Raw genomic sequence first — 18,734 nt, forward strand, 5'->3', positions numbered from 1 at the left:
TGATATAATATGAGCAATTAACAGGCGTGGATGTCCCATGACGCAGAAAGGAAGTATGAGCCATGAATAAAATGGAAGATTTTTTAACAGCCACCCGGCTGAACGACCTGCTTCGCAAAAAAGAAGAGGATGAAAAGAGCAAGAATACACTGCTCTGGGTTCTGGCGATAATCGGAGCTGTAGCGGCTATCGCGGGAATCGCATACGCTGTGTATCGTTTCTTTACTCCGTCCTATCCGGATGAGTTTGAAGACGATTTCGATGATGATTTCGATGACGACTTTTTTGAGGATGGAGAAGAAGAGTAGCACCTGACAAAAAGAGTGCCTCAAGACGAAGAAATGTTTTGAGGCGCTCTTTTTTAGAGCGCGGCAGCCGGAACATGCCCGCATGTTCCGACAGAAAAAAGAGGAGGAAAGAAATTTGAAAAAGCAGCGCAATCCGCTGGCACAATTTGTAATCGGCATGGTGATGCTGGCGGCAGGATTATACTGGTTCCTTTCTAATGTATCAGTCAGTACCTATTTCGGCTTAAGCCTCTGGGGCTTCCGCTTCGGGGCCGGGCTTGTGGTAGTGCCCTTTATCGCCGGAATCATCTGGCTGTTCCTGAATGTGGACTCTGTGGGGGCAAAGATCCTGACCGTTCTCGGAATCGTCATCATTCTGGCATCCATCATTTCCAATATCCGGTTTGTATTCCGTTCTGTGAGCCTGTACGCCTACCTGATTATGCTGATTCTTATTTTCGGCGGCGCGGCTCTCGTGGGGCAGGTTCTGTTCCGCTGGCCGAAGGATAAGGACGATAATTAGAGATGCACATGTATTTCGAGTCGAGAGGAAAAGCAGCAGAACGATAAATGGAAAAGTAAGATCATAGAAAGACAGCAGAAAGCAGTAAAAAATAAAAGAAAGTAAAAAGAAGGCGGAGCCCGGGGCCCCGCTTTATCTGAAGAAGAGGAGTATTCATGAAAAAGGGAGAGATTTACGAGGGAATCGTTGAGAAGACCGAGTTTCCGAACCGGGGAATTATCAGGGCGGAGGACCGCCGCATTATCATAAAGAATACGCTGCCGGGCCAGAAGATTCGTTACCGGCTGAAAAAGCTGCGCAAGGGAACAGGCGAGGGCCAGCTTCTGGAAGTGCTGGAGCCCTCGCCTCTGGAAGTCAGTCCCGCCTGTCCGCATTTCGGCCAGTGCGGCGGCTGCGCCTATCAGAATCTGCCCTACGAAGAGCAGATCCGACTGAAGGAGGGCCAGCTTCGGGAACTGCTGGACGGAGCCATAGAGAAGCCCTATGTCTTTGAGGGCGTGAAAGAGAGCCCCCGCCGATTTGCTTACCGCAATAAGATGGAATTTTCATTCGGTGATGAGGTAAAAGACGGACCTCTGGCTCTGGGAATGCACAAGAGGGGCGGATTTTATGATATTGTCACTACCGATCAGTGCCAGATCGTGGACGAGGATTACCGGAAGATTCTGACCTGCACCCTCCAGTACTTTCAGGAAAAGGGTCTTCCCTTTTACCACAGGCTGCGCCACACCGGCTATCTGCGCCATCTGCTGGTGAGAAAAGGCGCGAAGACCGGGGAGATCCTGGTGGACCTGGTGACAACGACCCAGCTGGAGGAAGAAAAAGCTTCTGTTCTTCAGGCCAGGTTGGAAGGAGAGCAAAATGAAAATCAGGGAGAAAGCCAGGGAGTGAATCGGGTACAGGCATCCTCATCTGACGGAGCAATGGAAGAGAAGAAGGCTGACGGAGAACAGAGGCTGCCCGGCGGGACTGGAAGTGAAAGCAGTCAGATTCAGGAGACAGACGCAGCCTGGGCGGAACAGCTGCGTGCTCTGAAGCTGGAAGGTGAAATTGTCGGTATTCTGCACACTTATAATGACAGCCTGGCTGATGTGGTGCAGAATGACAGAACAGAGATTCTCTGGGGAAGAGACTATTTCTATGAGGAGCTTCTCGGCCTGCGCTTCAAAATTTCCCCCTTTTCCTTCTTCCAGACAAATTCACTGGGAGCCGAGGTGCTTTACAGCACAGCCCGGGATTATATCGGGGAGACGAAGGATAAGGTCATCTTTGACCTTTACAGCGGAACCGGAACCATTGCACAGATCCTTGCGCCAGTGGCGCAGAAGGTAGCAGGCGTGGAGATTGTGGAAGAGGCCGTGGAAGCTGCGCGTGTAAACGCGCAGCTGAACGGCCTGGAGAACTGCTCCTTCCTTGCCGGTGACGTGCTGAAAGTGATAGATGAACTTCAGGACAAGCCGGACCTGATTGTCCTTGACCCGCCCCGGGATGGGATTCATCCCAAGGCACTGCAGAAGATTATAGACTTTGGGGTGGAAAGAATTGTGTATATTAGCTGCAAGCCCACGAGCCTTGTAAGAGATTTGGAGATGCTGCAGGGCAGAGGGTATCAGGTGGAAAAGGCTGTTGGTGTGGATATGTTTCCGGGGACGGGGCATGTTGAGACAGTTGTCTTGCTTTCCAAGGGAGAAATCGACTCGAAGAAGGTTCGTGTGGAGTTCTCTCTGGAGGGTATGGATATGTCCGGGTTCCAGAAGGGCGCTACCTATGAGCAGATCAAGGCGTATGTGCTGGAGCATAGTGAGTTGAAGGTGTCCAGCCTGTATATCTCCCAGGTCAAGCGGAAGTGCGGGCTGGATGTGGGACAGAATTATAATCTATCCAAGAAGGAAAATGCGAAAGTGCCAAAGTGCCCGCCGGAGAAGGAAGCGGCGATTATGGATGCGCTAAAGCATTTTGGGATGATTTGAGAATATGAATATTATGACAGAGAGGGTGAAGACGCTTTGTGAGGTGTCTTCGCCCTCTCTGTCATGTGGAGAAAACGCTATGTTGCCTGTTGACACTGCCATGACTGTAAAGTATAATTTGTTATACAAATCATACTTTTGAGGAGGAAATATAATGGGTAAGCCAAAAGGAAAATACGCCTGGACGGCCACAGTGGGAGAAAAGGGGCAGATTGTGATACCGAAACAGGCACGAGAAGTATTTGATATTCATCCGGGAGATACACTGGTGCTTCTGGGGGATGAAAAACGGGGGATTGCCATCCCTCCAAAAACCATGTTTTCACAATTTGCCACAGCCGTATTTGAAACGGAACAGGAGGTAGATTAGATGCCTCTGTGTGAGATCAATAATCTGAGAAAAACCTATCCTTCTTTTACCCTGTCTGACCTGTCTTTTCAGTTGAATGCTGGACGGATTGTGGGATTCATTGGCCGAAATGGAGCCGGTAAGACCACAACCATCAAATCTATGCTGGGCCTTGTCCATCCGGATGGCGGCGAGATTCGTTACTTCGGGCTGCCATTTGCCCGGCACGAGAAGCAGATCAAGCAGCAGATCGGGTATTCTACGGGAGCAGTCAACTACTATCCAAAGAGAAAAATAAAAGACATCGTTGCTGTTACAAGGATGTTCTTTGACACATGGAACGAAGAAACCTATCGGGAATATCTCTCCTTGTTTGCGCTGGACGAGAACAAGATGCCCGCTGAGCTCTCCGAAGGGATGCGGGTGAAGTTTAATCTGCTGCTGGCGCTATCTCATAAATCGGAGATTCTCATTTTGGATGAGCCAACCAGCGGCCTTGACCCTTTCTCCCGTGATGAGTTGCTTGACATATTTGAAGAATTAAAAAAGCGGGGCGTTTCTATCCTGTTTTCCACCCATATTACCTCGGATATTGAGAAATGTGCTGACGATATTCTGTATATTCGGGATGGAAAACTTGTAGCCAACTACCCAAAAGAGGATTTTCGGAAAAACTGCTGTGAAGCAGGCGAAACCATAGAGCAAGCGATTTTGCGAATGGAAAGGGGTGCCAGCGTATGATACGACTGTTGAAGAAAGAAATGAAGCTGGCAGCTTCGCCGCTTTCCTATCTTTTTATTATCTTTGGCTTGATGGCGTTTGTTCCTGGTTATCCCATCCTGGTCAGCGCCTTTTTCCTATGCCTCGGCCTGTTCCAGTCTTTCCAGGCGGCGAGAGAAGCAAACGATATCACTTATACGGCGCTCCTGCCAGTGGCCAAGGCAGATGTGGTCAGAGCGAAATACCTCTTTTGCGGATTTGTCCAACTTTGCTATTTTGCGCTGACTGCCGCTGTCACTCTGATTCGTATGACTGTACTATCTGAAGCGGCGGTTTACAGGAGCAATCCGCTGATGAATGCCAATCTAGTTTACCTTGGCTTCGTGCTGCTGATTCTGGGGCTGTTCAACGGGATTTTTGTTGGAGGCTTTTTCAAAACCGCCTATCGACTGGCAAAGCCCTTTGTTATCTTTATTGTTGCGGCCTTTTTGGTTGTAGGAATTGCAGAGACGCTGTTTCATATTCCAGGGATGGAGGCTCTGAATGCGTTCGGATTTGCATATATTGACTTGCAGATATGCGTTCTTTTGCTTGGAGCGAGTTTGTATGCCGCACTTACCTTGATGTCCATGCAGAGGGCAATGCGTGATTTTGAAAGGATTAACCTGTGACAATATGGATCATGTAAATAAAACTTTATATATTCCGCTGTACGGCAAGGCAAAGGTCAGCCAAATGGGGATTATTCTTGAGGATAGGACTGCTGAAAAGATATGGGCGGAAAATGCGGTACAGTTGGGAAGAAAATCAAAGTCAAAATGGCTGGCTTACTTTATGGCAATGCGGGCAAGGGTTTTTGACGAATGGGTCAGAAAGCTGATTGCAATGGATTCCGAGGTTCTCGTATTGCATATTGAGTGCGGCCTGGACAGCCGTGTACATCGTGTCGGGGCATCTGGTGTGCTCTGGTATGATCTGGATTTTCCGGAGGTCATCGCCCGGCGAAGAAGGTATTACAGAAAATGTTGCAGTGAATATTAAGAAGTGATATCTGCAACAAAGAAAAACCGCTGCAATTTCATCCCCATGCAGGATGAAGTTGCAGCGGTTTTGTATTTTCTGAGCAAGGGCGTCAAACTGCATTTTTACAGTTTGGGTACCATTTGCGAGGAAAATATGCGGGTGTCCAGAGGGGCGCAGCTCCTTTGGCTCTGGGTTTCCAATAGGGGCGAGAGCATCCCTGTTGGCACACGACTTTCCACGGAAAGTCTAGTGTGTTATACCTTTTGCTCCCGCTGGCGCTGGAAAGGGGCTGCGTTTGTGGCCGCACAGACACTTTCCAGTGACAGCAGGACAGGCGGATTTTGCCGAATTGAATACGCAAAAGCTGAATGAAGCATGAGCGAAATCTGCCTGTCCGTATGTAGGCGGTGAGAGGAAATCCGAAGTGAAGCGCAGGATTTTCTCGTGCCGCCGGAGGGAGCAAAAGGGATATATAATCTGCTCACTAAAACATAGCTTTGCAATAACAACCAAATCTCTCGGCACAAAAAGGCCGCCATCTCAACACCCAAAAATTGAGATGGCGGCTGACCATGTGTATATCCCGGATTATCGGCTGCCGTGCAATCAGCAGATCTGTACCGGTAAGAAAGGCGGGAGAGATGGGCGGAATCTTCCCTCTCGGTAGATTATCCAGCTGATTTTCGTAGCCAAGATGTCATCCCACCGGCTGTCTGCATCATAGCGTCCACCGAAATAGCTCCGTGGGTCATAGCCGTAGGTGAAGGAGTCGCCATACATAGCAGATGACATTCATCGCTCATTCCCTCTCTTTGCATTACTCAAACCGCCGGTAATAGTCTTTCAGCTTCTCATCGCAGATCCGCTCAATCTCCTGCTTTTCCTCCCGGGTCAGCTTCTTCCAGACGGACTCGTCCACCTGGATCACGCCCAGGGTCTTGGTGTGATGGAGCATCTGCATATCCTCAAACCGCTTGAAAGGGTTGGACAGGATATTCCGCTGAGCCTGGGCATCGGTGTAGCTGCCCTTGGCGTAGATGCTGTTGGCCTTCTCCACCACCAGACCAGCAGCCCGACGGGCCTCGTAGAACTCCCGGAAGTAGGTGACAATGTCGCTGAGTTTTACCCGGCCCTTGTCATCGGCAAACAGCAGCACCGCCTTGAGGAGTACCGGTTTGTAGGAGTAGCTCATATCCATCTGCCGCACCATATCCAAAAACAAATCCTTGCGGTTGGAGTCGTCGATCAGCGTCCAGCCGTACTGTTCCGCATACTTCTGTAAAGTTTCCTCCTTGAAATACTTGAAGGTCCGGTGCTCACTCATGGGCACCACCAGATCGGGCACCAGCATTCCGTCCCGGACATACCGCTCGATGGTCTCTGTCTGCACATCCACCCGGCGGACAAACTCCATCTGGGAGATCATTCCGGCGGCTTCTTCCTGCCAGTTGAAGATGTCCACCAGCTCGTAGTCCAGGGCATCCACCGGCCAGTCGATGAGGGCATTGGGGCGCTCGCCTTTGTCATAAAGCCCCTGTTCAGTGGTTTTCTGCTGTTTTGTGCCCAGCACCAGTGCTCATGTACGGTAAAGAAGCAAGAAATCGAAAATAAGAGATAGACCGCCAGCACCACACTATTCCGAACAAAAGAATCAAAGAGCAAGACCAAAAGAAAAGCATTATGGAAATGTGCATAACAGGCTATTCCGTCATGGATAACTCTGTTCACAGAACATGGAAAAGCTAAAGTGCAGCTTTCCCACATTCTGCAAACAGAGTTACCCACAACTCCATAAGCCAGCCAGTTATACACATTCCCACAATGCCGACTACTGCGGAATCCCTCTCATACTTATCTGCAAAAACATGATAAGGATTCAATACCTTAATTTGGAAATATTTGTTGACCGAAAAAAGTATTGATATTTGCACTTTCAAAAAATACTTGCGTGCGCAAGCATATTGATCTATAATGCTTTCTGATTGGAGGTATATATCTATGCAACTATTAAAATGGCTTTCCGTAACAGACCGATTTTACAAAATCTATTTGGACAAACAGCTTGCCCCCTATGGAATCAACAACAGTCAATATATGTTCTTAATCAAAATCTGTCGTTCGCCCGGTATTCTACAAGATTCTTTGTTGAATATGTTCTATGTTCATCCAAGCAATATTGTACGGACGGTTGCGACATTGGAAAAGCAGGGAATGATTACACGCTCTCCCAATGATAAGGATAAGCGGACATGTAAATTGTATCCTACAGAAAGAGCATTGTCTATTATTGACGAGATACAGACGATATGCGAAAAGACAGAAGCTCTTTTATTGCAGGGCATGAGCGAATCCGATCAGAATCTTTTTATGGATTTCTTAATACAGGCGGGCAAAAATATCACATCGGAACTCCATATAGAGAGAAAGGGGGAGGAGTTCAATGACTGAAAATCCGCTAGGCTATGAAAAAATTTCAAAGCTGTTGAAAAATTTTGCTGTTCCCAGTATTGTGGCGTCTCTTGTCGGCTCAATCTACAATATTGTGGATCAGATTTTTATTGGTCAAGGGGTCGGTTATTTGGGAAATGCAGCAACCAATGTTGCCTACCCGTTTTCTACCATCTGCCTTGCCATTGCACTACTGGTCGGAATTGGCAGTGCTTCCCGTGTTTCCCTCTGTCTTGGACGCAAAGAGCCGAAAGCTGCCGCCAAAGCAGCGGGAAATGGTATTGTTCTGATGGGAATTTTCGGAATTATTTATTTGCTGGTTGGAGAAACTTTTCTGTCTTTGCTCCTAAAGGCATTTGGGGCAACGACAGATGTATTTCCATATGCAAAGCAGTATGCCAGCATAACATTGATTGGAATGCCGTTTCTCATTGTAACGAATGGTATGAGCAATTTGATTCGAGCAGATGGAAAACCAAAGTATTCAATGGTCTGCATGGTTGCGGGAGCTATTATCAATACCATTCTTGACCCCATTTTTATTTTTGTTTGCGATTGGGGAATTGCCGGCGGAGCTTGGGCAACGGTTATTGGGCAAATTTTTTCTTTCATACTCGCACTCCGTTATCTATGGCGTTTCCAAACAATCCATTTTGAAAAAGAGTCGTTTTTATTGGACATTAAAGAAAGCCTGAAAATTTGCAGCATGGGGATAAGCAGCAGCTCAAATCAGATTGCAGTTACCGTGATTCAAATCATTCAGTACAATTCGTTGACTTATTACGGCGCATTAACAAAATATGGAACGGATATTCCCTTGGCAGCTTGCGGAATTGTTATGAAAACAAATGCCATAATCCTTGCGATTGTTGTAGGAATCTCGCAAGGGACACAGCCGATTATCGGTTTCAACTATGGAGCAAGGCAATATCATCGGGTACGGGAGGCTTACCTGCTTGCAGTAAAGTGGAATCTCGTTGTTTCCATTATTGCTTTTATCGCATTTCAATTTTTCCCGCAATCTATCATTTCACTATTCGGAGACGGGGACGAGCTGTATTTTGAATTTGCTGTTTTGTTCATGCGTACCTATCTTTTCATGGTGTTGGTAAATGGTGTGCAGTTGCTTTCTTCCAGCTTTTTTACCGCAATAGGAAAAGCGTTAAAAGGTGCTCTGTTGGCATTAACAAGGCAGACCTTTTTCTTGATTCCGCTTACCCTGCTGCTCCCGCTCCGTTTCGGAATTATGGGAGTATTGCTAGCGGGGCCTGTTGCTGATTTTTCAGCGTTTGTGCTATCTATTGTGTTAGTGGGAACAGAATTAAGAAAGCAAAAAAATGCAACACATATTAGTCCACAGTAAAATGAACGGGCTACGTCCGCTATTGACAGCCCCGCCTGTCTTTGCTTTTAGGCAATATCAACCAGTCACAATGCTCTTTGTGGGAGAAAGGAGGAGTTTTCTATGGCTTACACAAAAGCATACAAGGAACACATCATGTATACTTTTAACGGCTTTTGCAAAGTCGTGATACGCTATGCGGCTATCAACGCATGGCGGGAACGGAGCAGGCGGCGGCAAAGGGAAATATCCTTTGAATACCTCACAGAAGAAAAATTTTACCCATTCAGTACATCAGATGAAGCACCTTGTCCCGCCACAGCGTCACGCCCTAAAACCACCACGGCAGCTCCAGCCAGAGATTGTCCATGGCTTCTTCCTCCAGCTTCTTTGCCCGGCTCTCCCGGAGGCTGAAATGGATTGCCGTCCCAATCAGCGTATGCTCCGTATCGTCTGTAAAGCCATAGCGATACAGGAGATATACCTGCTCTCGCTCGGAGAGTTTTCCCAAGCCCTCATACAGCTCCTGCATTGTCTCCCGGTCAATGTAAATCTGCTCCGGGGATTTGGCTGCGGAATTGGCAATGGCCTCGATCCTCAGCATCCGTTCATCGTCAGGCAGGATTTCATCCAGCCGGACTTTCTGAAGTCCCGGCCCGTTTTTCTTGTCGGTCATTCGCTGTTCATACTGTGCAAAGGCAGAGCGCACCAGGTCAGTCATGGCGTTTTTGATAGAGGGCGCAGCATAGGTCAGAAACTTAATGCCCTTGCTGCTGTCAAAGTGTGAGATGGCATCCAGCAGGCCGATGCTGCCCTCCTGCGTCAGATCATCCATCTCAATTCCAAGGTCACTTTCTCCCAGATTCATACTCCGATATAGTTCTGCAGCAGTTTGGCAGATAAAACCATAATTCTTTTCCAGAAGAAGGCTGCGGGCATTTTCGTCCCCTTTTTGAGCCTGAGCGCAAAGCCGCTCATTGCTCCGGGTCTTCATTCTTGTTCTCCTGTTTTGCTCCCTGTGCTATACCATATATCAGGTCAGTCAATGCCTGACCGAATTTCTCCAACACATCTGAAGAAGCCTCCTCCATGCAGGAAACGCTGTCCAGAACGGCTTCTGTGATCTGTTCCGGCGTGATGTGGGGATTCTCCATATCCTGCCCTTTCGTCAGCTCCGTAAACATCTGTTGGGCGATTTCCTTGGTGAATGCCTGCTGGACAGAAAAGTCATGGCCGATTTCTTTTTTTATTTCTTTGACCGCCAGCATAAACTGATTTTCTATGGTAGCAAGGTCTGCCTGATAGGGAGATGTCCGCAGGCGGCTGATGTCCTTTGCAGTTTTTTCTCCGGATTTGGATTTTACCGTTTTCCGGGTCAATGCGCTGAGAGTGGCATACATTTGATTTTGTGCGGCGAATCCGGCGGCAATGGTGTCATTGAAATACTGCTCCAGCGTGTAGGTCAGCTCCGCAAAGCGGGGGCTTTCCAGCAACCGATTCAGCACCGCTGTATTGACTTTTTCTGTGAATAGATTGCGTGCTGCTTCTGCGGATAAGCCCAACTCGTCAATGGCATAATTCTTCCGGTCGGGAACATTGGTTATGCCCAGCAGGAAGTCGGTGGACACGTTGAACACTCTGGCAATGCGAATGATATTTTCATTGCTGAGTTTATCAGTCTGCCCGGAGATGAAACGGCTGAGAACGCTGTCTCCGCAGCCGATTTTTCTGGCAAGTTCCGTCTGTGTTACCTTTTGGTCTTTCATCAAATCGGTAAGCCGTTGGCGGACGTCACCGGGCAAAAAGGTTTTCTCCATTTAGGGTGTCCCTCCTTCCTCTGACTTGAGTTTTCTGTATTTCCCGCTTTTGATCCGGGCGTCGGCGGGTTTTTCTGCGTCTTCCGGGATAATCCAACGGCTCCCCGCCCGCTGTGCGCCGGGGATTCTGTTTTCATTGCAGAGGATGGCCACACGCCGGTGAGAAATCCCCCATTTCTTCGCAACTTCAAAGGTTGATAGGTATTTCATTCTCGTCCCCTTCGTTTGAAACTAGCAACATAGAAAAGATTATTTGGCTCCAGCTCTTTGAGCATTTATTGCTGATCTGGCTGCATTCTTTCTTAATGCCGGGATATCTTTATCCTGCAAATGATTCGCAGTTTTAGGAATGACATTTTTGATGAGAAATTCGTCCGTCAGATTTTCATAGTTCTCTGGTAAAATTGCTGGAGCAATTTCTTCTAATTTGTTTAATGGCAATCCGTGTTTCCAATCATGCCGCCGATTATAAGGACAGGCATCCTGGCAATTATCGCAGCCGCATACCCACTGCTCATACATCTCATCAGAAAGTCCTTCCGGTGTATCGCTATTTCCAAATGTAGTCAGAAAAGAAACACACTTAAACGGATTCATTGTGTATGGTGCTTCCAAAGCCTTCGTCTTACAAGCACGTCGACACAAATCACATTTTTCAGAACAAGGCGGAGCGCTGCATGTATGGATAAGTTCACACTCCTGATCAATCACGTAAGCAAATAAATTGTTATAGGAGCCGTTCTCCGTATAAAAGAAATTATTTTTACGGATAATACCCAGTCCGGCTTTCATTGCCATATACCTGAGAGGGCCAACGCTGAGTGAGCCAAACTGCTCTCCGCCTTTCGCTTGGATACCATTTTCATAAAACCAGACTTCCAAGCGTTCCAGATCGAAGCGTTCCCTACTTTTTTTCTCTGGTTCCAGAAAAAAAGCTTTTCCGTATTTTCCCTGTAAAGATTCTGGGAACCTATACTTTCCATAGTCAAATACAAGAATTACGATGGATTTGGACCATGGAAATCTCGACTTTGTTTCTGTTAAATTTCCAACGCCTTTATAAAAATATTGGCTTACCGGAACATCATTAAGCCTTTGTTGATATAACTGTTTAAATCCGTCCAGTGCAGAAATAGATATGATTCCGCATTTATCAAATCCGCAGCGCAATGCCTGGTCGTAAATTTTTTGAGATAAGCTGTCCATTTTCCCGGTCCTCCATCTAAAAATAAACAACAAAGAATGTTATTGACTAAGTGACTTGGTAACTCAAATATATTATAGTCGATTACTGGAATAAAATCAAGATGAAATAGAACATACGTTCTATTTTGACATTGCATTTTTGCAAAAAAATCCGGGCGAAAATTTCTTTTTTGCAAAAGTGCCGGATTTTCCGGCTGAGAGCTATTTTCTCCGTATATTCAGGCAGACGGGCAGAAACCGTCAAAAAATATACGGAGGTATGACGCATGAATCTATTTGAAACAGTTAAGGCGGCTGTCACGGTACGGCAAGCCGCCGAACACTACGGTTTGAAAGTGGAACGTAGCGGCATGATACGCTGCCCTTTCCACGATGACCGTCATCCCAGCATGAAGCTGAACGAGAGCTATTTCTACTGCTTCGGCTGCGGAGCTACCGGCGATGTGATCGACTTCGTTGCAAGGCTGTTTGGCCTGAGCAGCTACGAGGCAGCACAGAAGCTGGCTTACGACTTCGGCATTGACCCGGACAAGCCGCCCGCTGCGGCGGCGCTATCAAAACCGAAATACCCGCTGGCAAGGGCGTTCCGACAAGAGGAGCTGCACTGTCAGCGGGTATTGTGCGATTATCTGCACCTTCTGGAGAGCTGGAAGGTGCAGTATGCACCAAAAGCACCGGAAGAAGTCTTAGACGATCACTTTGTGGAGGCTTGCCAGATGCTTGACCGTATCGAGTATCTGGCGGATATTCTGGCCTTTGCAGAGCTGGAAATCCGTGTAAAAACGGTGGATATGCTCCATCGGGACGGCACGATTGAGAAACTGGAAGAACGCTTGGAGCGGCTGAAAAAGGAGGCGAGAACCCATGAAGAACCGGAAATTTGCTGATGGCCCCGTCTGGTTTGACGGCACCAATATCAACGAGGCATTGTTCTGTGATGAGTTTCTGAGCCATCGCAAAATCATCTTTGCCAACGGCGCTTTCTTCACGCCGGACGGCAGAGTGACGGATGTTCTTCCTCTGCGTGGAGAGATTTATGAGGAATTGAAGTGCTGCGCTGTGAACAACATCCCCCGGAAGATCACCAACATTCTGGAGGTATTGAAGCTGGCAGCTCATGTGGATGACTTCCCGCCGGAGGCAGACCGCATCCATCTGACCAACGGCACCTTGAAGCTGGATGGTACGTTCACCGAGGGCAGGCCAGAGATTGTGCGAAGCCGGTTGCCGGTGGCCTACAATACTGGTGCGCCTGTCCCTTCTCAGTGGCTTGCATTTCTGGATGGCTTGCTCTATCCAGAGGATATCCCCACCCTGCAGGAGTTCATCGGTTACTGCCTGATTCCCAGCAACAAAGGGCAGCGGATGATGGTGATTAAGGGCGAGGGCGGCGAGGGCAAGTCCCAGATCGGCGCTGTGCTGTCTGCTTTGTTCGGCTCCAATATGAAGGATGGCAGCATCGGGAAAATCTCTGAGAACCGCTTTGCTCGTGCCGATTTAGAGCATATCCTCCTGTGTGTGGATGATGATATGCGGATGGAGGCCTTGCGGCAGACCAACTATGTAAAATCCATCGTTACCGCCCAGGGCAAGATGGATTTGGAGCGTAAAGGCAAGCAGAGCTATCAGGGATGGATGACCGCCCGGCTGCTGGCCTTTTCCAACGGCGATTTGCAAGCGCTTTTTGACCGCAGCGATGGCTTTTACCGCCGTCAGCTCATTCTCACCACCAAGGCGAAGCCAGCGGACAGGAAAGACGATCCAGATCTTGCGGAGAAGATGAAGGCCGAGGTAGAGGGCATCTTCCTTTGGGCATATGAGGGTCTGCGGCGGCTGGTAACGAACAACTTCAAATTCACAGAGAGCCAGCGCACCAAGGAAAACCGGGAGGCTGTTAAGCGGGATAACAACAATGTGTATGATTTTCTGGAATCCGCGGGTTATATCCGGCTGAAAGCGGACAGCAGCATCAGTTCCAAGGAGCTGTATGAAATTTATGGGATGTGGTGTGATGAAAACAGTTTGACCGCCTTGAAACGGCGCAGCTTCAGCGATGCGGTGATTGCCAGTCAGGGCAAGTACCATTTGGAATACTGCAACAAGATCACCAACGCCGCCGGGCGGCGGGTATGGGGCTTCTACGGGATTGAAGCGGTCGCCAGACCCAATATAAACGGTTTTTTTGAAGTTTCGGAACGTACGTACCGGAGGAATGGCGGGATTGATTCACGCTCCAACTTCGTGTACGTATGTACGCAGCGATTTACCCCAAAACACCAATAGTATGATTTTCTCGTGCTGCCTGTCCCCTGTTTTGGGTGCTGGAAATCAGGTCAAATGAAAACAGGAAACTATTTGACCCGATACAGAAATCTGTTCACGGAAACGTGCTTCTCTGAATCGTGCAACAGATTTCTGGAATCATGGGGAAATGCACGATTGCAACCAAAGTCACATGAAACAGGAAAGTCGGTAGGTGGCACTTATGGGCAGAGCATCATACCGGCCAAGGAAAATGCAATTTATGAAAAGCAAATATTTCACGATACAGCGAAGCAGATACGCCATTGAGCGCATTGGCTTCGCTGTTTCGTTATCTCAGAAATGGAGGATTTGAATATGAGTGTACGCAACGAAGTCAAGGCACAGATCATTCGTGCCGGTTATACCATGCAGGAGGCTGTTGACCTTTTGCATGACGAATACGGCTGGTCGGACAGCGTTTCCAACCTGTCCGCCAAGCTGCAACGGGAGAGCATCCGCTATAAAGAGGTCAAGGAGCTGGCTGATGTGCTGGGCTATGACATTGTCTGGGTAAAGAGGAGGGACGAACGATGATGAAACCGCAGCACGCTATTTTACGCTTTGCAAAGTATAAAGGCCCGGAGATTGCCAATATCGAAGCCCACAACGAGCGCACGAAGGATAAGTACGCCAGCAACCCGGACATTGATCCCAGCCGCAGCCACCTCAATTTCCATCTGATTGAACCGAAACACAGATACCGGGCGGAGGCAGAGCGGCAGATCAAGGAGGCCGGATGCCGCACCCGCTCTGACAGTGTGCGGCTGGTGGAGGCTCTTGTGACCGCCTCACCGGAGTTCTTCCAAGGCAAGAAAAAGGCTGAAATCAAAGCCTTTTTCCAGGAAGCGGTCACCTTTATCCAGCAGCATCAAGACCCCAAGACCATTGTTTCCGCAGCGGTGCATATGGACGAGAAAACGCCCCATATGCACCTTTCTTTTGTCCCACTGACCGAGGATGGGCGGCTGTGTGCCAAGGAAATCCTTGGGAACAGGAAAAAGATGACTTGGTGGCAGGATCAGTTCTGGGAACACATGGTACGGAAATATCCCGATCTGGAGCGTGGTGAGAGCGCCAGCAAGACCGGGCGTGACCATATCCCTCCGAGGGTGTTTAAGGAAATGACCCGGCTGAGTAAGCAGAAAGCCAAAATCGAGGAGGTTTTGGCTGGCGTCAACGCCTTCAATGCGAAAAGCAAGGCAGCGGAGATTGAGAAACTGCTGGATCAGTATATCCCAGCGGTGGAACAGATGCACACCACTTTGAAGAAGTATCAGATAGCATTCACGAAAACCACCAAGGAAAACAAGAAGCTGAAAAATGAGAACGCACAGCTGGAGGAATCGCTGGATAAAGCCAATCAGAAAAGCACCTTGAAGCAGCTTGCTGATGCGAAGCTGCGACGGGACTATGAGGACGCTGTGGTGGTGCTGGAGCGGATTCCGAAGGAAGTGCTGGATGTGTATGCTCGTGGAAGTCGCGGGAGAAAGGAGCGGCCTATTGAGCAAAGTTTATGAAAATCCGAAGTATAATGCGGCATTTGACCGCTGTATTGATGTAATGGCGAAATTGATGTTGAAATATGGCAATCAGGTTTTGGAGAAGCGGGAGGGCATACCTCCCCTTTCTCCAGATGGACAGCCTGACAAGAAAGAAGCCGGTATTTTCGGTCAAGCCGCTTAAAGATAGAATTTACACGTTGCGTAATTATTGTGCTTGTGCTATAATAGTTACGCAACGTGTTTTTTTGTTTGTGGAGATGATGTGATGGACTGCAAAACCAAAATCAAAGAATTGCGGGAATTGACCGGCATGAACCGCAAGGAATTTTGCAAATATTTTAATATCCCCTATCGGACAGTGACGGAATGGGAATTGGACAATCGTCATGCGCCGGAATATGTCTTGCGACTGCTGGAGTATTACATTCGCAAAGAGGGATTGGTAAAGCTACCGGCAGATATAGAAAACGCCGGAGAAAGGAGTTCCTGCCATGAAAAGACGGACTAAATGTTACATCTATACGAGGGTATCTACAGCTATTCAGGTGGACGGATACAGTCTGGATGCCCAAAAAGATAAGCTGCGTAAATATGCGGAATATGAGGATATGATTGTAGCGGCTGAGTATTCTGACGAGGGCTTTTCTGGAAAAAATATACAGGGTCGTTTAGAATTTCAGCGGATGTTAAATGACATTCAGGAGGGCAAAGACGGGGTATCCTATGTGCTTGTCTTTAAGCTGTCCCGCTTCGGTCGCAACGCCGCTGATGTCCTCAATTCCTTGCAGCTTATGCAGGACTTCGGTGTAAATCTGATTTGTGTGGAGGACGGTATCGACTCCTCCAAAGACTCCGGCAAGCTGATGATCTCCATCCTCTCCGCTGTTGCGGAAATTGAGCGTGAGAACATCCGCACACAGACTATGGCGGGCCGGGAACAGAAAGCCCGTGAGGGAAAGTGGAACGGTGGCTTTGCTCCTTATGGTTATCGCCTTGAAAATGGAAATCTGGTGATTGCAGAGGACGAGGTGGAGGTTATCAGAATCATCTATGACCGCTATATCCACACCAACGAGGGGTTGTCTGCTGTAGCGAATTACTTGAATAACCATGGCTACACAAAGAAGCTCCGTCAAAATGGCACGATTCCCAGCTTTTCTTCCAACTTTGTAAAGGATGTTCTGGACAATCCGGTGTATATGGGGAAGATCGCCTACGGCAGACGCAGAACAGAAAAAAAGCTGGGCACAAGAAATGAATTTCATGTGGTTGAGAAGGATGAATTTCCGGTTTATGAGGGCCAGCATGAGGCCATCATTTCAGAGGAAGATTGGAATTTAGCCCAGGAGAAACGGAAAATCAACGCCTTTAAGCGGGAAAAAGTACATGACCCGGAACACGCACACATCCTGTCCGGTATTCTCAAATGCCCCTGCTGCGGCAAGAGCCTGTACGGGAATATCGCCAAGGCGCACAGCAAGGACAAAAAGACCCGCTATTACTACTATTGCAAAAACACTGTGGGCGCTACCGGCCACAAATGCACCTTCCGTGTGAACATCGAACAGCAGGAAATGAATCGCATGGTGGCGGCAATCATATCCGCTATGGTGAATGATTCGCAGTTCTCAAAGGCGATTAAAGAGAAAATCGGCACGTCTGTTGACACGGAGGATTTGGAGAAGCAGCTTGCTGCATTGCAGGCACAGCTCCGACAGACTTTGGGCATTAAGACAAGACTGGAACGGCAGATGGATACAATGGACATCAACGATCCGCACTTTGACCGAAAAATTCTGGATTTACAGCGGCGATATGACGAGCAGTATGGCAGGATAGAGGAAATCGAGGCGCAGATGGATGAAGTAAAGAGCCAGATTCAGAGCATCCGGCAGAAGAAAATCTCCGGTGATAATATCTACCAACTTCTACTGATGTTCGATGAGGTGTATGGAGCCGCTACGGAATTTGAACAGAAAGAATTTATGCAGGCGTTCATTGAGCGGATTGATCTGTACCCGGAAAAGCAGGAGGACGGCAACTGGATCAGGAACATTGTGTTTAATTTTCCAGTGCCAGTGAACGGACAGGAAGTGAAAGAATTGCCCTTGGAAACCGGGACAACTCTTGAAACAGTCTGCCTTCTGTCAAGAAAAGCTCAATAAATCAAAGGACTTCGCCATTTTGGGAATAAAATAGATGTGTGTTTCTGTTTCCGTAGAGTGATGATATAACTGGAGGTTTACCCCAGGGGATAGGCTTTGGAGAACGGGAAATATACATTTTGGCGAAAGGATACTTTTTCGCAAAAATATGAAGCGTTAAGATGTTGATGGATTAATTGAAAATAAGGTGGTGATTGTATGATACCTAATATTATTGAGGCAACACAAATATTTTTAAATGCTCAGGGGTTAAATCAAAGAGTAATTGAACAAAGACCAGTTACATTAGGAGAGGGGAACAAATCAACTGTCCAAATAACTTTTTCTGAGCATATAGGGTTTTCAAGTCGTGAGAAAGAAATCCCTATTACAATACAAATTATGACAATATTTTCAATGTTGGACACACATATAGATTTAGTTTATCCCCATTTACAAGGCGTGAATTTTCTTAGGAGATACAAAGCACTGCCGGTGAATAGTGATAAAGAAATAATCTTTAAAGAAATATATCGTATATTTAGAAAATTGAGAAATACTGTGATTCATAATAGTAGTACCATAAACATTATTGGAAATGAAAAAGTAGACTTTGATGGGTTGAGTATTGATATTGATACGATGTATTGGTTATACTCAGCAGCATGCGAATTATTTTCTTGTGACAATAAAAAGTATTATTCTCCGATTTATCATGAATGTGTATTACGAGCGTACTATAGAAAAATATTAGAAAAATTGCGTGGATTAAGTTATAGAGATGATATTGAAAATAGTCTATTAGATATTTCGACCAATGTTAGTGTTTTAGTTACAGTGAGATATCCTGTTGTAAACCCTAAATATGTTATTGATGAGATGAAAATTAGAATAGCCAAGTATGACTGTGGAGATGAGCATTATAGAGCAGATTATCATATTACTCATGAGGGGGATGCATACTGGGTCCCAGATGAAGCAATAGATGTTAATGGGGAACTCAGTTTAAGTGAACTTGCATATTGGCGCTTAGAGAGTTTGTGAACATGAAATTATACAATGTGATTCGGTTTTCAATGTGAAAAGTGAGGGATAAAAT

22 protein-coding genes and 1 pseudogene are annotated in these 18,734 nt (G+C 47.3%); 18 read left to right on the forward strand and 5 right to left on the reverse strand.

Annotated features, from left to right (window positions below; genetic code table 11):
- The first annotated feature begins 62 nt into the window (after positions 1-62).
- From B5E82_RS15110 to B5E82_RS15140, 7 genes are all read left to right on the forward strand, one after another.
- Positions 63-308, forward strand: coding sequence for a DUF4366 domain-containing protein (locus B5E82_RS15110; protein ID WP_087308375.1), 246 nt, complete (start codon positions 63-65; stop codon positions 306-308).
- A 115-nt stretch (positions 309-423) separates the two neighbouring features.
- Positions 424-810 carry a hypothetical protein gene (locus B5E82_RS15115; protein WP_140393160.1) on the forward strand — a complete coding sequence of 129 codons (387 nt, stop codon included), beginning with the start codon at positions 424-426 and terminating at the stop codon, positions 808-810.
- Between the two features lie 155 nt (positions 811-965).
- Positions 966-2,780: a 23S rRNA (uracil(1939)-C(5))-methyltransferase RlmD gene (gene rlmD, locus B5E82_RS15120; protein WP_087308377.1), complete on the forward strand. Its 1,815-nt coding sequence runs from the start codon at positions 966-968 to the stop codon at positions 2,778-2,780.
- Between the two features lie 154 nt (positions 2,781-2,934).
- On the forward strand, positions 2,935-3,150 hold the full coding sequence (locus tag B5E82_RS15125; RefSeq protein ID WP_087164277.1) for an AbrB/MazE/SpoVT family DNA-binding domain-containing protein: 216 nt from the start codon (positions 2,935-2,937) through the stop codon (positions 3,148-3,150).
- Positions 3,151-3,870, forward strand: coding sequence for an ABC transporter ATP-binding protein (locus B5E82_RS15130; RefSeq protein WP_087164276.1), 720 nt, complete (start codon positions 3,151-3,153; stop codon positions 3,868-3,870).
- Entirely contained in the window at positions 3,867-4,520 is a 654-nt protein-coding gene (locus B5E82_RS15135) for an ABC-2 transporter permease (protein WP_087164275.1), read from the forward strand. The genes B5E82_RS15130 and B5E82_RS15135 overlap by 4 nt, the downstream gene beginning before the upstream one ends.
- Positions 4,501-4,890: a class I SAM-dependent methyltransferase gene (locus tag B5E82_RS15140; RefSeq protein WP_140393161.1), complete on the forward strand. Its 390-nt coding sequence runs from the start codon at positions 4,501-4,503 to the stop codon at positions 4,888-4,890. Before B5E82_RS15135 ends, B5E82_RS15140 begins: the two co-directional genes overlap by 20 nt.
- 799 nt (positions 4,891-5,689) lie before the next feature.
- On the opposite strand, the gene B5E82_RS15150 is transcribed toward B5E82_RS15140, so the two are convergent.
- A complete protein-coding gene (locus B5E82_RS15150; RefSeq protein WP_206415724.1) occupies positions 5,690-6,442 on the reverse strand; it encodes a hypothetical protein in 753 nt (250 codons plus the stop codon).
- Between the two features lie 428 nt (positions 6,443-6,870).
- Between B5E82_RS15150 and B5E82_RS15155 the strand changes: the two genes are divergently transcribed.
- From B5E82_RS15155 to B5E82_RS18890, 3 genes and pseudogenes are all read left to right on the forward strand, one after another.
- Positions 6,871-7,320 carry a MarR family winged helix-turn-helix transcriptional regulator gene (locus B5E82_RS15155; protein ID WP_008980718.1) on the forward strand — a complete coding sequence of 150 codons (450 nt, stop codon included), beginning with the start codon at positions 6,871-6,873 and terminating at the stop codon, positions 7,318-7,320.
- Entirely contained in the window at positions 7,313-8,683 is a 1,371-nt protein-coding gene (locus tag B5E82_RS15160) for an MATE family efflux transporter (RefSeq protein WP_087164273.1), read from the forward strand. The genes B5E82_RS15155 and B5E82_RS15160 overlap by 8 nt, the downstream gene beginning before the upstream one ends.
- A gap of 102 nt (positions 8,684-8,785) precedes the next feature.
- Positions 8,786-8,965, forward strand: a pseudogene (locus B5E82_RS18890) (sigma-70 family RNA polymerase sigma factor); the annotation flags it as partial.
- A gap of 28 nt (positions 8,966-8,993) precedes the next feature.
- Here the strand turns inward: B5E82_RS18890 and B5E82_RS15170 are convergent.
- The 4 genes from B5E82_RS15170 to B5E82_RS15185 are packed head-to-tail and all read right to left on the reverse strand — an operon-like array spanning position 8,994 to position 11,685.
- Positions 8,994-9,656, reverse strand: coding sequence for a sigma-70 family RNA polymerase sigma factor (locus B5E82_RS15170; protein ID WP_087308379.1), 663 nt, complete (start codon positions 9,654-9,656; stop codon positions 8,994-8,996).
- Positions 9,637-10,479 carry a helix-turn-helix domain-containing protein gene (locus B5E82_RS15175; protein WP_087308380.1) on the reverse strand — a complete coding sequence of 281 codons (843 nt, stop codon included), beginning with the start codon at positions 10,477-10,479 and terminating at the stop codon, positions 9,637-9,639. The genes B5E82_RS15170 and B5E82_RS15175 overlap by 20 nt, the downstream gene beginning before the upstream one ends.
- The gene (locus tag B5E82_RS15180) at positions 10,480-10,689 is read right to left on the reverse strand and encodes a helix-turn-helix domain-containing protein (RefSeq protein ID WP_087308381.1); all 210 of its coding nucleotides are present in this window, start codon (positions 10,687-10,689) and stop codon (positions 10,480-10,482) included.
- A gap of 39 nt (positions 10,690-10,728) precedes the next feature.
- Positions 10,729-11,685: an epoxyqueuosine reductase gene (locus B5E82_RS15185; protein ID WP_087308382.1), complete on the reverse strand. Its 957-nt coding sequence runs from the start codon at positions 11,683-11,685 to the stop codon at positions 10,729-10,731.
- Between the two features lie 266 nt (positions 11,686-11,951).
- Here B5E82_RS15185 and B5E82_RS15190 point away from each other — a divergent pair, with 266 nt between their 5' ends.
- From B5E82_RS15190 to B5E82_RS15230, 8 genes are all read left to right on the forward strand, one after another.
- Positions 11,952-12,572 carry a CHC2 zinc finger domain-containing protein gene (locus B5E82_RS15190; protein ID WP_087308383.1) on the forward strand — a complete coding sequence of 207 codons (621 nt, stop codon included), beginning with the start codon at positions 11,952-11,954 and terminating at the stop codon, positions 12,570-12,572.
- Positions 12,550-13,968, forward strand: coding sequence for a DNA primase family protein (locus B5E82_RS15195; protein ID WP_087308384.1), 1,419 nt, complete (start codon positions 12,550-12,552; stop codon positions 13,966-13,968). The genes B5E82_RS15190 and B5E82_RS15195 overlap by 23 nt, the downstream gene beginning before the upstream one ends.
- A gap of 336 nt (positions 13,969-14,304) precedes the next feature.
- The gene (locus B5E82_RS15205) at positions 14,305-14,523 is read left to right on the forward strand and encodes an LLM class flavin-dependent oxidoreductase (protein ID WP_206415727.1); all 219 of its coding nucleotides are present in this window, start codon (positions 14,305-14,307) and stop codon (positions 14,521-14,523) included.
- A complete protein-coding gene (gene mobV / locus B5E82_RS15210; RefSeq protein WP_087308387.1) occupies positions 14,520-15,506 on the forward strand; it encodes a MobV family relaxase in 987 nt (328 codons plus the stop codon). Before B5E82_RS15205 ends, mobV begins: the two co-directional genes overlap by 4 nt.
- A complete protein-coding gene (locus B5E82_RS15215) occupies positions 15,490-15,672 on the forward strand; it encodes a hypothetical protein (protein ID WP_087308388.1) in 183 nt (60 codons plus the stop codon). The genes mobV and B5E82_RS15215 overlap by 17 nt, the downstream gene beginning before the upstream one ends.
- An 84-nt stretch (positions 15,673-15,756) precedes the next feature.
- A complete protein-coding gene (locus B5E82_RS15220) occupies positions 15,757-15,999 on the forward strand; it encodes a helix-turn-helix domain-containing protein (protein WP_087308389.1) in 243 nt (80 codons plus the stop codon).
- On the forward strand, positions 15,983-17,656 hold the full coding sequence (locus tag B5E82_RS15225) for a recombinase family protein (protein ID WP_087308390.1): 1,674 nt from the start codon (positions 15,983-15,985) through the stop codon (positions 17,654-17,656). The genes B5E82_RS15220 and B5E82_RS15225 overlap by 17 nt, the downstream gene beginning before the upstream one ends.
- Before the next feature lie 198 nt (positions 17,657-17,854).
- Complete coding sequence (locus tag B5E82_RS15230) at positions 17,855-18,679, forward strand: hypothetical protein (RefSeq protein WP_087308391.1); 825 nt, start codon at positions 17,855-17,857, stop codon at positions 18,677-18,679.
- Positions 18,680-18,734 lie beyond the last annotated feature (55 nt).

Source organism: Lachnoclostridium sp. An138, assembly GCF_002160765.1.
Taxonomy (GTDB): Bacteria; Bacillota; Clostridia; order Lachnospirales; family Lachnospiraceae; genus Laedolimicola; species Laedolimicola faecalis.

What these genes read in the sequence shown, in the direction of transcription:
- B5E82_RS15110 (WP_087308375.1), top strand. Translation starts at nt 63, where the DNA reads ATGAATAAAATGGAAGATTTTTTAACAGCCACCCGGCTGAACGACCTG.
- rlmD (WP_087308377.1), top strand. Translation starts at nt 966, where the DNA reads ATGAAAAAGGGAGAGATTTACGAGGGAATCGTTGAGAAGACCGAGTTT.
- B5E82_RS15125 (WP_087164277.1), top strand. Translation starts at nt 2,935, where the DNA reads ATGGGTAAGCCAAAAGGAAAATACGCCTGGACGGCCACAGTGGGAGAA.
- B5E82_RS15130 (WP_087164276.1), top strand. Translation starts at nt 3,151, where the DNA reads ATGCCTCTGTGTGAGATCAATAATCTGAGAAAAACCTATCCTTCTTTT.
- B5E82_RS15135 (WP_087164275.1), top strand. Translation starts at nt 3,867, where the DNA reads ATGATACGACTGTTGAAGAAAGAAATGAAGCTGGCAGCTTCGCCGCTT.
- B5E82_RS15155 (WP_008980718.1), top strand. Translation starts at nt 6,871, where the DNA reads ATGCAACTATTAAAATGGCTTTCCGTAACAGACCGATTTTACAAAATC.
- B5E82_RS15160 (WP_087164273.1), top strand. Translation starts at nt 7,313, where the DNA reads ATGACTGAAAATCCGCTAGGCTATGAAAAAATTTCAAAGCTGTTGAAA.
- B5E82_RS15170 (WP_087308379.1), bottom strand. Translation starts at nt 9,656, where the DNA reads ATGAAGACCCGGAGCAATGAGCGGCTTTGCGCTCAGGCTCAAAAAGGG.
- B5E82_RS15175 (WP_087308380.1), bottom strand. Translation starts at nt 10,479, where the DNA reads ATGGAGAAAACCTTTTTGCCCGGTGACGTCCGCCAACGGCTTACCGAT.
- B5E82_RS15180 (WP_087308381.1), bottom strand. Translation starts at nt 10,689, where the DNA reads ATGAAATACCTATCAACCTTTGAAGTTGCGAAGAAATGGGGGATTTCT.
- B5E82_RS15185 (WP_087308382.1), bottom strand. Translation starts at nt 11,685, where the DNA reads ATGGACAGCTTATCTCAAAAAATTTACGACCAGGCATTGCGCTGCGGA.
- B5E82_RS15190 (WP_087308383.1), top strand. Translation starts at nt 11,952, where the DNA reads ATGAATCTATTTGAAACAGTTAAGGCGGCTGTCACGGTACGGCAAGCC.
- B5E82_RS15195 (WP_087308384.1), top strand. Translation starts at nt 12,550, where the DNA reads ATGAAGAACCGGAAATTTGCTGATGGCCCCGTCTGGTTTGACGGCACC.
- B5E82_RS15205 (WP_206415727.1), top strand. Translation starts at nt 14,305, where the DNA reads ATGAGTGTACGCAACGAAGTCAAGGCACAGATCATTCGTGCCGGTTAT.
- mobV (WP_087308387.1), top strand. Translation starts at nt 14,520, where the DNA reads ATGATGAAACCGCAGCACGCTATTTTACGCTTTGCAAAGTATAAAGGC.
- B5E82_RS15220 (WP_087308389.1), top strand. Translation starts at nt 15,757, where the DNA reads ATGGACTGCAAAACCAAAATCAAAGAATTGCGGGAATTGACCGGCATG.
- B5E82_RS15225 (WP_087308390.1), top strand. Translation starts at nt 15,983, where the DNA reads ATGAAAAGACGGACTAAATGTTACATCTATACGAGGGTATCTACAGCT.
- B5E82_RS15230 (WP_087308391.1), top strand. Translation starts at nt 17,855, where the DNA reads ATGATACCTAATATTATTGAGGCAACACAAATATTTTTAAATGCTCAG.